The organism is Enterococcus sp. 2STP (genome assembly GCF_032465635.1).
Lineage (GTDB): Bacteria > Bacillota > Bacilli > Lactobacillales > Enterococcaceae > Enterococcus_B > Enterococcus_B lactis.
Map to the genome: position 1 here is coordinate 132,819 of NZ_JAWDJH010000018.1, position 14,092 is coordinate 146,910.

9 protein-coding genes are annotated in these 14,092 nt (G+C 37.6%); 7 read left to right on the top strand and 2 right to left on the bottom strand.

The features are described from left to right. Positions 1-14: 14 nt before the first annotated feature. A complete protein-coding gene (locus tag RWU19_RS07335) occupies positions 15-1,853 on the top strand; it encodes a carbohydrate-binding domain-containing protein (protein ID WP_123837957.1) in 1,839 nt (612 codons plus the stop codon). 209 nt (positions 1,854-2,062) lie between these two features. Here the strand turns inward: RWU19_RS07335 and RWU19_RS07340 are convergent, their stop codons facing one another. Then, complete coding sequence (locus tag RWU19_RS07340; RefSeq protein WP_070704600.1) at positions 2,063-3,454, bottom strand: helix-turn-helix domain-containing protein; 1,392 nt, start codon at positions 3,452-3,454, stop codon at positions 2,063-2,065. A 244-nt stretch (positions 3,455-3,698) separates the two neighbouring features. On the opposite strand from RWU19_RS07340, the gene RWU19_RS07345 reads away from it, so the two are divergent. The 4 genes from RWU19_RS07345 to RWU19_RS07360 all read left to right on the top strand — a co-directional run bounded on the left by RWU19_RS07345 (position 3,699) and on the right by RWU19_RS07360 (position 11,319). After that, positions 3,699-7,088: a SpaA isopeptide-forming pilin-related protein gene (locus RWU19_RS07345; protein ID WP_123837958.1), complete on the top strand. Its 3,390-nt coding sequence runs from the start codon at positions 3,699-3,701 to the stop codon at positions 7,086-7,088. A gap of 1 nt (position 7,089) precedes the next feature. Next, positions 7,090-8,511, top strand: a complete 1,422-nt coding sequence (locus tag RWU19_RS07350) for a SpaH/EbpB family LPXTG-anchored major pilin (RefSeq protein WP_123837959.1) — start codon at positions 7,090-7,092, stop codon at positions 8,509-8,511. Beyond that, positions 8,508-10,385: a SpaH/EbpB family LPXTG-anchored major pilin gene (locus RWU19_RS07355; protein WP_123837960.1), complete on the top strand. Its 1,878-nt coding sequence runs from the start codon at positions 8,508-8,510 to the stop codon at positions 10,383-10,385. The genes RWU19_RS07350 and RWU19_RS07355 overlap by 4 nt, the downstream gene beginning before the upstream one ends. A gap of 91 nt (positions 10,386-10,476) precedes the next feature. Beyond that, a complete protein-coding gene (locus RWU19_RS07360) occupies positions 10,477-11,319 on the top strand; it encodes a class C sortase (RefSeq protein WP_002339284.1) in 843 nt (280 codons plus the stop codon). A 121-nt stretch (positions 11,320-11,440) separates the two neighbouring features. Here the strand turns inward: RWU19_RS07360 and RWU19_RS07365 are convergent, their stop codons facing one another. Further along, complete coding sequence (locus RWU19_RS07365) at positions 11,441-12,316, bottom strand: MurR/RpiR family transcriptional regulator (RefSeq protein WP_002315027.1); 876 nt, start codon at positions 12,314-12,316, stop codon at positions 11,441-11,443. 206 nt (positions 12,317-12,522) lie between these two features. Between RWU19_RS07365 and RWU19_RS07370 the strand changes: the two genes are divergently transcribed. Both RWU19_RS07370 and RWU19_RS07375 read left to right on the top strand, forming a co-directional pair. After that, on the top strand, positions 12,523-13,554 hold the full coding sequence (locus RWU19_RS07370; RefSeq protein ID WP_002339285.1) for a Gfo/Idh/MocA family oxidoreductase: 1,032 nt from the start codon (positions 12,523-12,525) through the stop codon (positions 13,552-13,554). A 96-nt stretch (positions 13,555-13,650) separates the two neighbouring features. Continuing rightward, complete coding sequence (locus tag RWU19_RS07375) at positions 13,651-13,956, top strand: rRNA processing protein (protein WP_123837961.1); 306 nt, start codon at positions 13,651-13,653, stop codon at positions 13,954-13,956. Positions 13,957-14,092: the final 136 nt, after the last annotated feature.

Consider the following 14,092-nt stretch of genomic DNA (forward strand, 5'->3'; position numbering starts at 1 on the left):
GGTGAGGATACTAGATGAAAAAAACAATTTATACAATGCTCCTTGCAAGCTTGTTTCTTGCTTCTTGTTCACAATCATCATCTAGCAACAAAACGAGTAATACCGAAACAAGTAACTCATCGTCTCAAACAAGTAATAGTACATCGGAAGAGTTAGCTAATTACTATGGGAAGTACGAGGAAGAAGATTTATCAACAGAATACGATGAGACCACAGCAACAAAAATAACGTTAGATGAAGAACCGGTTATCAATGGAAACGGAGCAACAGCAGAGGGAGAAACAGTAACGATCTCAGAAGAAGGAACATACGTCCTCAGTGGAACGCTTTCTGATGGCCAGCTCATTATCAATGCGTCGAAAGAAGCAAAAATCCATTTGATCTTTAACGGTGTCTCTATTACTAATACAAGCGGATCAGCCGTCAATATCCAGCAAGCAGAGAAGGTGATCCTAACATTAGCTGACAATAAAACGAACAATCTAAAAGATGGTGAAAATTATTCTTTTGCTGAAAATGAAACAGAACCCGACGCAACATTATACAGCAAAGAAGATTTAACGATTAATGGAACCGGCACGTTAAAAGTCAATGGAAATTACAGCAATGGAATCAGGAGCAAAGATGATCTTGTACTCGTTTCAGGAACATATGAAGTTACTGCTAAAAACAATGCTATCAAAGGAAAAGATTCTGTTTCTATTCGAAACGGGAATTATAACTTGAATACAACAGAAGGGGACGCTATCCAAGCAAACAATACAGAAGATGAAACAAAAGGATACGTAGCAATTGATGGTGGTACTTTTGAAATTAGTAGCGGAAGAGATGGCATTCAAGCAGAAACAAATACAACTTTACAAAATGCTGAGATGACAATCAAAACTGCAGATGGGGCAAATAGTCAAACTATAAATACAAATGAAAGTTACAAAGGAATCAAAGCTGGAAATCAAGTAAAAATAAGCAGTGGGACCTACTCCATAGACAGTGCTGATGACAGCATCCATTCCAATAACACTTTTGAACTTACTGGCGGTACAATTACGGCTAAAACTGGAGACGATGGTATCCACGCAGATAATGAATTGACAATCAGTGCAGGTGTTGTTGACATCCAACAGTCTTACGAAGGAATAGAATCAGCTGTGATTAACTTCAAAGATGGACAAACAAAAATAGTAGCCAGTGATGACGGGGTAAATGCCGGTGGAGGAAATGACACAAGTCAGGAAAATGGAAAATTTGGTGCTGATTCATTTGGCGGAGCTCCAGATGAATCAGATGACAGCAAACAAATAACGATTAGCGGAGGGACTCTGTCAGTCAATTCTGAAGGAGATGGATTAGATAGTAACGGAAATATCACTATGTCTGGCGGAACAGTTACTGTTGATGGACCGACAAATGGCGGAAACGGCGCATTGGATTATGGAGGAACATTTGATGTATCCGGTGGCTCACTGGTAGCTGCGGGTGCAAGTGGGATGGCGCAAACAGTTAGCGATTCTTCTACACAAGGTACCATTGCAATCACGTTTGATTCGGTTCAATCAGCTGGTACTTTGATAAGCATCAAAAATAGCAGCGGTGATACTGTGGTCACATATCAACCCGCAAAAATTTATCAAACAATTGTTATTTCTACAAAAGAATTGATCACTGGAGATACTTACTCGATTGTCAGTGGTGGTACTGCAAATACAGAACCACAAAATGGGTTATTTGATACCGGATCAGAAACAACTGGAACTGAGCTTGGTTCATTTACACTCTCGGAAAACACAGCAAGTGTCTCACAGTCAGGTGAAACTATTTCAATGAGTCAGATGGCGGGACCCGGAGGAAGATAACAAGTAAAATGATCCTAACATTATGAATCAACAAAAGATGTTTCATAAACAGATAATTATGATTGAAAATGAAAGAATAACTATTGATATACTTTCGCTATAAATCTCGTTGGATTGCAAAAGGTATCCAATAAAAAGAAACAGCTATGTCTATTTGTCCTGACATTTTTATCAGGATGGTAGAGTATACATAGCTGTTTTTTGATTGTTTATAGCTCAAATAAGCGGATCAGTTCTTCTTCATTTGCGAATGACACACTATCATCAATCAACATATAAGGAACATGGGTATTCGGAATTGGTTGATTCGTGACGATCAGGTCATACTCAAGAAGATTGTATTTCGAAAGTTGATCTTCAGTGATAGCAGTTGTTTCAGAGTGAATCTTATGCACAGCAAGAACATCACTGACATATTCTTCAATGTATCGACTATGTCGAAGACTTAAGTCACTGACGATCAGTATTTTTTTATCGGAAGTATAATGGTGTATTTCAGGATTACCGATAAGCATCCAAAATATATAGCTAGATAAATAATAAATCAAATTTCGATTCAGTAGGGTGGAATAAAATTGAAGTTCTGCACGAAATCCAGCATATAGACGTATATGGCGATGTTGCATCTGTTCCGCAAAGAAAGTGGCACGGATCGTCAAATGAGTCGTATCGTATGGAAAAATACGTGAGAAAAAATAAATTTGAGTTAAGAGTCGAACAACAAATTCTTCGTTTTTTTCTTTGCAATCAGCAGATGAAAATGAACAGTAGGATATATTTTTTCGTATCTGTTCACTGATTTCATTTTTTTCTTTCTCCGAAAATTCCGAAAAAATCGTATTGACAAAATAGTTCACTACTTTTATATAGCTGCTGTACTTCAATTTCCCTAAAAGATTTTTCAAGATCAAAAAGTCTTTTTTATCTATATTTATCAACTTTACATATGGGTCTCCAGCTTTCCATTCGAATGGATTTCCTTGTGATTCCCGCATAAGATGCACAACAAAATACATAATAAAGAAAGATTGCTCATAAGGACTTTCTTCTTGAAATAAATTCAACTGACAATTGTTCTTTGACATAATTTCTTTGATCTTCTTTTTTTCGATTGGAAATGGCAAAGTACGTCTTCCATAGTAGCTTAAAAAGAAAAAGGTGACAAATATACGCAGCTGGAGCTCACTTTTCAGGCTAGTCAACTGAAACCCTTGATCAACGATTACTTTTAATAAATAGCTTTCTAAAATTTGATTGCATTGTTTCAACTTACGCGTAAAAGAAGAACGACTAATCGAGATTTTTTCACAATAATACTCGATCGTTTTACCCGGATTGACAATGATTTCATTTAATAGACGACTATTTGTAGAACTTTGTGACATTTCCATTAGCACATTTAAATAAGCCGGTACATTCAAATGTTCAAGTCGATACCCCAATTTTTGTGAAGACTGAATCGTTACATCCGTTCCCCAGCGGATTTTGATTTCTTCGATATACCTTACAAACGTAGATTCCGAACTACCGATTCGTTTGGCAAGTTCTTTTTTAGTCATCCACTTGTCAGAAATGGATAGAATCCGAATGATTTTTTCCATCTTTCTATAGTTTCCTTCCAGCAACCTGATCATATGTTTTTCTCCCTCAACCCTTTTCTTTAATGAAACGCTCATTAATCAAAGGAATCAACGTCATAAATGAAACCAATTGGTATGAAAATTGGTGTGATTCCCTCTAGTGCCCTTCGTATAATAATTATCATATTAGAATAAATACGTTTATTTATTTTAATAATCATCACTATTCACGTCAAAACAGAAAAAAATAAAAAGGAGGGGAAAAATGACGACCACAGGGAAGAAGCTGAAAGTTGTTTTTGTGCTGATATTATTGAGTTTATCGAACATTCTGCCTGTAACTGCAATAGCAGAAGCTACAGATAATCCAACAATGTTAGAAATCATTTCAGCTGAAATCACTTCAGATCAATCTGGGAAAAAAGCACTGAACGTCAAACTAAATGCGAATAACAACAGTACGGAAAAGGTAGAGAAAGAAATTGGTCTAGTTGAGAATTACTTAAGTGATGTGGAAAGAAAGGAAGGAGATGGCTATGCTTACCAGGTAAAAAGCGGGAAAACCACGCTGGAAATCTCTCCAAACACTAAACAAACGATCAATCTAAGTCTTCCAATCGATCCAACACTTTATCACAGCCAGACAAATAAGCTGATCGTCGATAATAAAGAGTATGACATTACTGATGCGACAGAACACAAGAAAGAGACAGAAGTGTCAACACCAAATACAGACGAAACAAAAGAAGGAATATCAGAAGAAAATGAAAATTCTGTCAGTCCCTTTACATTGCCTACATTGTCTTTGCCAGCTATGACTGTTTCAGCTAACCAGACGATTCCTACAGAGTATACGACGGATGATCAAGGCACTTATCCTAAAGCCAATTGGCAACCTACAGGAAATACAAATGTTCTTGATCACCAAGGTAATAAAAATGGATCAAATCAATGGGATGGGATAAATTCTTGGGATGGAGATCCTAATGATCGGACTCATTCGTATATCGAATACGGGGGAACAGGCAATCAAGCAGACTATGCGATACGTAAGTTTGCAAAGGAGACAACTACACCTGGATTGTTTGATGTTTATTTGAATGCCCGTGGAAATGTACAAAAAGATATCACACCTCTTGATCTCGTATTGGTCGTAGACTGGTCAGGAAGTATGAACGACAATGATCGGATCGGTGAAGTAAAAATTGGTGTCGATCGTTTTGTCGATACTTTAGCAGATAGCGGTATCACAGACAAAATCAATATGGGATATGTCGGCTACTCCAGTGATGGCTATAACTACAGTAACGGTACTGTGCAGATGGGTTCATTTGATTCAGTAAAGAATCAAGTAAAATCCATCACACCTTCATGGACAAATGGCGGTACTTTTACACAAAAAGGACTAAGAGATGCAGGAGACATGCTATCCGTTCCAAATGGACATAAAAAAGTGATCGTCTTGCTGACGGATGGTGTACCGACATTTTCTTATAAAGTACAGCGAGTACACGCACAATCAAGCAACGATTATTACGGTACCCAGTTTTCCAATACTCAAGATCAGCCGGGAAATACTTCTCGAATTGCAAGAAGCTATTATGCACCTGACCAAAACAACCGATCCAGAAGAATAGACAGCACATTTATCGCAACTATAGGAGAAGCGATGGCGCTCAAAGAACGAGGAATCGAGATACATGGTCTTGGTATCCAACTTCAAAGCGATCCAGCAGCTGGTCTATCCAAAGCAGAAGTAGAGTCTCGTATGCGGCAAATGGTTTCAGCAGATGAAAAAGGTGACCTTTATTATGAATCAGCCGATCATGCAACAGATATCTCTGAATATCTGGCTAAAAAAGCTGTACAGATCTCTGCAACTGTAAGTAATGGACAAATAAATGATCCAATCGCAGAACCATTTATTTATCAACCTGGTACACTTTCAGTCAAAAGCGTGGGAACAAACCCTACAACAGTTACTCCAACTATTTCTATAGACGGAAATACGATCAAGAGCAATCAGATTTATTTAGGAAAAGACCAAGAAATCCAAATTCATTACCAAGTGAGGATCCAGACAGAAAATGAGGACTTCCACCCGAATTTCTGGTATCAAATGAACGGTAGGACGACTTTCCAACCAAGTATTGACACTGACGAATTAGCTGAATTCGGTATACCATCTGCTAAAGCTCCCGGAGTCAATCTTCACATCAAAAAATTATGGGAAGAATTTGACAATAATCCATCTAATCGTCCAGATCAAGTCACTTTTGAAATCCAACGGAACCATACAACAGATGCTGCAGCTTGGAAAAACGGATATATCCGCATCACTAAACCAGCTAAAGATACTGCAAATTCGTGGGAACGTGCAGACGTCGACAAACTCTCTGCAAATAGTGGAGAAAGTTATCAAGAGATACTATCACTGCCTCAATATAATAATCAAGGTCAAGCATTCAGTTACCAAACAATCAAAGAACTACCTGTACCAGGATATGATTCTCAACAAATAGATGCACTGACATGGAAGAATACTAAACAATTCACACCGTTAGACTTAAAAATAACGAAAAATTCCTCTACAGGAGAAAAGGATCTCATTGGCGCTGTTTTCAAATTAACAGGAGATTCTATTGATACTTTACTAACTGATAATGGTGATGGGACCTATTCTCTTCCGGAAAATGTCAAATTGCAAAAAGAAATGACTTATACACTGACAGAAACAAAAGCTCCAGAAGGTCATGAATTAAGCAAAAAGACTACTTGGGAAATCAAGATTGCTTCTGATGGTACGGTAACCATTGATGGAAAAACAGTCACTACTTCCGATGATACGATCCAGTTGACCATTGAAAATCCTTTTGTTGAAATTCCTATAGCAGTACGTAAGTATACGATGCAAGGGACGGGCAAAGAGATGAATCTTAAAGGTGCAGCTTTTGCCCTACAGAAAAAAGAAGCAAACGGTGCTTATCAGCCAATGGACAGCCAAACAACGAATGAAAAAGGCCTTGCCATTTTTGATTCACTCACACCTGGAGAATACCGAGTCGTTGAAACAGCTGGTCCTGCCGGATATGATACTTCGCCGGGAAATTATGAATTCCAAATCGACAAATATGGAAAGATTATTTACACGGGGGAAAACACCGAGACAACGAATGGTATGTGGACGCTCACTCATCAAAATCGATTAAAAGCGTTTGACCTGACAGTACACAAAAAGGAAGACAACGGACAGGCATTAAAAGGAGCCAAATTCAGACTGCAAGGACCAGAAATGGACTTAGAATTGCCAAAAGATGGACAAGAAACGGACACCTTTCTATTCGAAAATTTAAAACCTGGAACTTATAAGCTGACCGAAACCTTTACACCAGAAGGATACCAAGGACTAAAAGATCCAGTTACTATCATCATAAAAGAAGATGGATCGATTCAAGTGGATGGGCAAGAGTATGAGTCTGTTCTTTCACCAGGAGCCAAAAACAACCAGATTTCTTTAGACATCACAAATCAGGCAAAAGTACCATTACCTGATACGGGAGGAATTGGCCGCTTAGGAATCTATCTAGTAGGGATGATTGGTTGTACATTTTCTATTTGGTATCTTTTTTTCAAAAAAGAAAGAGGGGGCAGCTAATATGAAAAAACTTGGTTGGCTTAGTATGTGTCTCTTCTTATTACTGTTTAAACCTGCTTTTACTCAAGCAGTAACAGCAACAGAACCAGATATGGTCCAGATCACTTTGCACAAATTACTGTTTCCAAATGGCCAACTACCGGAAAACCAGCCAAGTGATGGACAAGAAAAAGAGTTATTGCAAACGTATCGGGGATTGAATGGAGTCACATTTCAAGTTTATGATGTCACAGAATCTTTTTACCATTTACGAGAAAAGGGGAAAACAGTAGAGGAAGCACAAACAGAGATTGCAAAAAACGGTGTGTCTTCTGGCACGTTTATCGCAGAAGCAACAACCGAAACTCTGAACAACGAAGATGGTATTGCTTCTTTTTCTCTACCTGCCAAAGATCATAAAAAAAGAGAGAAAGCGTATCTTTTTATTGAATCCAAAGCACCAGAAGTCGTCAAAGAAAAAGCAGAGAACATGGTAGTTGTTCTTCCTGTATATGGACAAAACGATCAAGAACTTTCATCTATCCATTTGTATCCTAAAAATGAAGAAAATAACTACCCTGATCCTCCTTTTGAAAAGGTATTAGAAGAAACGAGGGATAATTTTACGATTGGTGACAAAGTCACTTATTCCTTGCACACGACGATCCCTATGAATATCTTAGACTATCAAAAATTCGTATTATCAGATAGTGCGGATGGAGCATTAACGTTTTTACCTAATAGTCTAACGATGTCATCGAATGGACAAAAGCTATCCGAAGGATTTGTCATACACACGAAACCACACGGATTTGAAATTGCATTTTCGATTCCTTCGCTAGAAAAATATGCTGGAAAAAACCTGACCATTTCTTATCAGATGCAGCTAAACAGTACAGCTCAGGCGAACAAGGAAATCAATAACAACGGAACACTAGATTTTGGTTTTGGTATCAGCACAAAGAAAATCTCTGTATATACAGGGAGTAAGCAATTTGTCAAAATCGAGACAAATAAACCAAACAAACGATTAGCTGGCGCAGTATTCCTTATTAAAAACAAAGCAGGAAATTACCTGCAACGAACAGCCAACGGATACAAGTGGACAAGTAACGAATCAGATGCGCTTCACCTGACCTCCGATAAAAATGGCGCTTTTTCAATTATCGGGTTGAAAACAGGAGATTACTGGTTAAAAGAGATCAAAGCACCATCTGGTTATATTTTAAGTGAAACAGAAATTCCGTTTACCATTTCAACTAGCCTCTCTGAGGAGAAAGAGACTGTCGGTAGATTGAAAGTAGTCAACAAAAAAGAAAATAGTCGTCCATTTCTTCCTAAAACAAACGAAACGAAAAACATCCTTCTAGTCGTTGTTGGCATGGTGTTCGCAAGCCTTGCAATATGGTTGTTTATTAAAAAAAGAACAGGAGTGACAAAATGAAAAATCATAAAAAAATAAGCATTATATTAGGTGCACTTTTTCTTATTTTACCATTAATCACAAGTAGCTTCGGCGCAAAAAGAGTGTTTGCGGAGGATACAGCAGCTCAAGTCATTCTCCATAAAAAGAAAATGACTGATTTACCCGATCCTTTGATTCAAAACAGTGGGAAAGAAATGAGTGAATTCGATCAATACCAAGGATTAGCCGATATTTCATTTTCCGTTTATAACGTCACTACAGAATTTTATGCGCAACGGGAGAAAGGAGCGTCGGTGGATGCAGCAAAACAAGCAGTCCAATCTTTGACTCCTGGTACACCAATTGCATCAGGAACGACAGATGCGGATGGAAATGTGACTTTATCTTTACCTAAAAAACAAAATGGGAAAGATGCAGTCTACACAATCAAAGAGGAACCAAAAGACGGAGTGACAGCTGCCACAAACATGGTGCTCGCTTTTCCTGTATACGAGATGATCAAACAAGCAGATGGCTCTTATAAATACGGGACAGAAGAATTGGACACTATCCATCTCTATCCTAAAAATATAGTTGGTAATGATGGAACATTGAAAGTGACCAAAGTCGGTACTGCCGAAAACGAAGCACTAAACGGTGCAGCATTCATTATTTCTAAAGAAGAAGGAACACCAAGCATCAAAAAATATATTCAAAGCGTCACAGATGGATTGTACACTTGGACAACGGATCAAACGAAAGCCAAACATTTCATTACTGGTCATTCTTATGATATCGGCAACAATGACTTTGCCGAGGCAACGATTGAAAAAGGTCAGTTGATCGTCAATCATTTAGAGGTTGGAAAATATAATTTAGAAGAAGTAAAAGCTCCTGATAATGCAGAAATGATTGATAATCAAACAAACACGCCGTTTGAGATCTTGGCAAATAGTCAAACTCCTGTAGAAAAGACAATCAAAAATGATACGTCCAAAGTTGATAAGACAACTCCACAATTGAATGGAAAAGATGTCGCAATCGGAGAAAAAATCCAATATGAGATCTCTGTCAATATTCCTTTAGGTATCGCTGATAAAGAAGGAACACAAAACAAGTACACGACATTCAAACTCATTGATACTCATGACGCCGCTTTGACATTTGATCATGAAACTTCAGGAACGTATGCGTATGTCTTGTATGATGGGGATAAAGAAATCGATCCAACAAATTATTCTGTCACTGAACAAACAAACGGATTCACGGTTTCAGTTGACTCGAATTATATTCCTTCACTCACTCCTGGTGGTACGCTGAAATTTGTTTACTATATGCATTTGAACGAAAAAGCAGATCCAACAAAAGGGTTTTCTAACCAAGCAAATGTCGATAACGGACATACAAATGATCAAACGCCACCGTCAGTCGATGTCGTTACTGGCGGCAAACGATTTGTCAAAGTAGATGGTGATGTTGCATCAGATCAAACACTTGCTGGAGCAGAATTCGTCGTTCGTGATCAAGAGAGTGACACAGCCAACTATTTGTCGATCGACCCATCTACAAAAGCCGTTAACTGGGTTTCGACGAAAGAATCAGCAACAGTTTTTACAACCACAAACAATGGTTTAGTTGATGTGACAGGTCTCAAATACGGCACGTACTATCTGGAAGAAACGAAAGCACCAGAAAATTATGTTCCATTGGCAAACCGCGTAGCATTTACTGTCGATGAACAATCTTACGCAACAGCAGGACAGTTGATTTCTCCTGAAAAAATACCAAATAAACACAAAGGTACACTTCCTTCAACAGGTGGTAAGGGAATCTATCTTTATATTGGTGCAGGAGTGATCCTTCTATTGATTGCTGGATTGTACTTTGCTAGACGCAAGCATAGTCAGATTTAATCTTTGTACATGAATTGGAAAGAGGAGCAGTGGCTTACGCAATTGCTCCTTTTTCTTTTATTAACAACTAGTCAGCACAAGGAGAACACAAATGAAACAAAAGAAAAGGAACTATCTAGACCTGCTAATGATCCTTCTGCTTCTGTCAGGGATAGGCGTCTTGGCTTATCCATTCGTTAGCGATGCGCTGAATAACTACCTGGATCAGCAAATCATCTCTCATTATCAGCAACAAGCAGTAAAAGAAAATGAAGCAGTCATGGCCAAAATCCAAAAAGACATGACAAAGAAAAACCAGCAATTAGCAAAAAAAGGAGGAAATCCCGGTGTTGATCCCTTTACTAAGAAAAAGGAACCAGTGAAAACAGACAAAACCTATTTTGAAAAACATACGATCGGCGTTCTGACGATTCCTGAAATCAATGTCCATTTACCGATTTTTGACGAAACAAATACCGTGCTGCTAGAAAAAGGCGCTTCGTTATTGGAAGGGACATCTTATCCTACTGGGGGAGAAAGTACACATGCCGTTATTTCTAGTCATCGGGGACTGCCTCAAGCAAAGTTGTTCACTGACTTGCCAAAACTGACTTTAGGTGATTCTTTCTATATCGAGATCAACGGACAGACACTTGCTTATCAAGTCGATCAGATAAAGACGGTAGAACCAACTGATACAAAAGACCTGAGAATCGAAAAAGGAAAGGATTTCGTGACACTACTGACTTGTACACCTTATATGATCAACAGTCATCGCTTACTTGTCAGAGGACATCGCGTTCCTTATCATGCAAAAGAAGTGCAGAAAGAAGTACAGAAAGTATCTGAGAACAAACGTTTCTTCCTGTATGGATTGATAGCTATAAGTATACTGATTTTTCTGTTTCTTATTTATCTTTTTCGGCAAACATTTAAAATAAGAAACAGAAGATAACTGTGTCTCTTTTCTATGATAGATGTATTCAAAGCAATGCGTAAACAAATAAACTGGCTGAAGTTTGAAAAAGAAAACTTCAGCCAGTTTATATGTATAACGATATCAAAGAAAGCTTGTCTCAATTTTTCCGATATTCTTTAAGAAGGCCTTTTTGCATCAATTCTTGTTTGTTTTTCAAGTTGCGGATATTCTCTTCAAAATTTTGAGAATATATCACTGAGAATAACGTATTTAATACGTAATCGAAGGCAATTTGAGAGGAGAAAGTCGCTACTTTAGCAAAATCATATTCCTCCTGCGATATAACAAGACACATATCAGCCTGTTTGGCCATTTCTGAATGCTGATTTCCGGTAATCAATAATGTTGGAGCTCCTACATGCTTTAGATAGGTCATTATCCGTTCATAATGATGGATACGACCGCTGTAGCTAATAAAAACTGCGCAATCCTCGCTAGTCAAATTGGCTGCATTCCAAGAAGAATCGCTATATTCTTCGGCCAAGATCAAAAATTTATTCAACTTGACCATTTTATTCTGGAACTTCCTTGCCGTGATTTGGGAATCGCCTTTTGCAAAAAGAAAAATTCGCTGTGCGTTGTTCAATACTTTACTGATGTGATCCAAATCTTGATGCTCGATCTGCAATTGCGCTTTTTTTATTGACTGGATCGACAAATCTGCCATTTTCTTTGCAATTTGCTGTGTGTTATCTTCACTTGAAAAAGGAAAATTAGGATCGACCGTTTGATTAAACTGGGCAATCAATTGATGAACTTCCCGTCCTAGTTCGAAACGAAATTCTTTAAATCCGCTGAAGCCCATTTTTTTGCATAAACGAATGATAGCTGAATGGGAAGTATACGTAGCTTTTGCTAATTCTTCAATCGTCATGTAGACTGCGGCTTCGATATTCCTCCGAATATAATCAGCGATCCGTTTCTCTGTCGTGGTAAACAACTCTTGTTTGGTTAATTTTTCTTCAATAAGCATGATCTGACCTCCAAATTCTATCTTACTGATAAATGTTTGGTTCCGCCACTCTCTTTTTGATTTTTTACCTTACTTTGAACATAAATTTCACCAAACCAAATGATAACAAATGTTTTTCTGAACTTTTTTGCCAGAATAGCTATTATAGATACTTTCTATATTTTTCTAAGATATACTGAAAACAACAATAAAAGGAGGTACAAATCATGCTTACAATCGCTTATCTCGGTAATGGAAAGAGTACAAATCGCTATCATTTGCCATTTTCAAGAAAACTTACGGACAAAATCAATATCAAAAAAATTTTTTCCCCATCTAAACCAGTGTGGGAAACATTTGAAGACATCGAATATACCGATCAGTTATCTGATCTTTGGAACGATCCTGAGATCCAATTAGTTGTCATTACTACGCCAAGTCAATTTCATTATGAATATGGAAAAATGGCACTCGAACATGGAAAGAATGTATTGGTAGAAAAACCTTTTGCAGAAACGTCAAAGGAAGCAGAAGAGTTATTTGCATTAGCAAAAGAAAAAGGGCTATTTATCCAATGTTACCAAAACAGACGGTTCGATTCTGACTTCTTGACAGTCCAAAAAGTAATCGAAAGCGGAAAATTAGGGGATATTTTAGAAGTAGAAATGCATTACGATTATTTCAGACCGGAAGTACCAGAAAATACGCATGAATTTTCTACTGCAAACAGCTATTTATATGGACATGCTTGTCATACAGTAGACCAAGTTCTTTCTTATTTCGGCGAACCAGATGATATCCGTTATGATGTTCGTCAACTATTAGGGAAAGGACGAATGAATGATTACTTCGATTTGGACTTTTTCTACGGAAACATGAAAATTTCGATAAAATCCAGCTATTTCCGTATCAAAGAACGTCCAAGTTTCGTCGTTTATGGAAAAAAGGGGATGTTCGTGAAACAAACGAAAGATCGGCAAGAAGAACATCTTAAAATGTTTTATATGCCTGATCATGAAGACTTTGGGATCGACTTGCCCGAACACTACGGTGTATTGACTTATATAGATGAACAAGGGGATTATCATGAAGAAAAAGTGATTTCCGAGGTCGGTGATTATAGTCGCGTCTACGAAGGCATTTACGAGACATTAGTCAATGGCGCTGAAAAAGTCATTAAAGATGAAGAAACAATCTTACAGATGAAAATTTTGGAAGAAGGAATCAAAGGCATTCAAGAATCAGAAAATAAAAGATGAAAACATGACATATTTGTAAGAATCGGGTTTGTTTTTTGACGCACAAACTGTCTTATTGTACGATGAAAAAGTATAGAATTACTAGGAGGAACCAATATGACAAATTATGATGGTGAAAAACACAAACGATTAAGAGGTTCAATGGCCCCTAAAACGGAAGATGAAGTAGCTTTAGCAGGTACTAATTCTGGTGAAACAGAAGATAAAGAAGAATCATTAGCTGGTACAAACTCCGGTGAAACAGAAAACAAAGAAACAGCTTCATCTGGTTCAAATTCTGTAGAAGAAGAATCAGAGCCTAACGAACCTAATCACTTTGAAAAAGATATCGAAAAAGCGGTTGAAGAGGTCAAAGAAAAATTTGAAGAACTGACTTCAAAAAAGAAACACGATCATCATTAATTCATAAAAGCAGGGAGCCATTTGGTCACCTGCTTTTTTTATGTAACCCGATAGAGGTCGTTTGGTACAGTCGTAAAAAAATCTAACTGTAAGTTGTACCAAACAACCCTCGATTTAAAAGCGGTATCATACTAGA

What these genes read in the sequence shown, in the direction of transcription:
- RWU19_RS07350 (WP_123837959.1), top strand. Translation starts at nt 7,090, where the DNA reads ATGAAAAAACTTGGTTGGCTTAGTATGTGTCTCTTCTTATTACTGTTT.
- RWU19_RS07370 (WP_002339285.1), top strand. Translation starts at nt 12,523, where the DNA reads ATGCTTACAATCGCTTATCTCGGTAATGGAAAGAGTACAAATCGCTAT.
- RWU19_RS07375 (WP_123837961.1), top strand. Translation starts at nt 13,651, where the DNA reads ATGACAAATTATGATGGTGAAAAACACAAACGATTAAGAGGTTCAATG.
- RWU19_RS07335 (WP_123837957.1), top strand. Translation starts at nt 15, where the DNA reads ATGAAAAAAACAATTTATACAATGCTCCTTGCAAGCTTGTTTCTTGCT.
- RWU19_RS07340 (WP_070704600.1), bottom strand. Translation starts at nt 3,454, where the DNA reads ATGGAAAAAATCATTCGGATTCTATCCATTTCTGACAAGTGGATGACT.
- RWU19_RS07355 (WP_123837960.1), top strand. Translation starts at nt 8,508, where the DNA reads ATGAAAAATCATAAAAAAATAAGCATTATATTAGGTGCACTTTTTCTT.
- RWU19_RS07345 (WP_123837958.1), top strand. Translation starts at nt 3,699, where the DNA reads ATGACGACCACAGGGAAGAAGCTGAAAGTTGTTTTTGTGCTGATATTA.
- RWU19_RS07360 (WP_002339284.1), top strand. Translation starts at nt 10,477, where the DNA reads ATGAAACAAAAGAAAAGGAACTATCTAGACCTGCTAATGATCCTTCTG.
- RWU19_RS07365 (WP_002315027.1), bottom strand. Translation starts at nt 12,316, where the DNA reads ATGCTTATTGAAGAAAAATTAACCAAACAAGAGTTGTTTACCACGACA.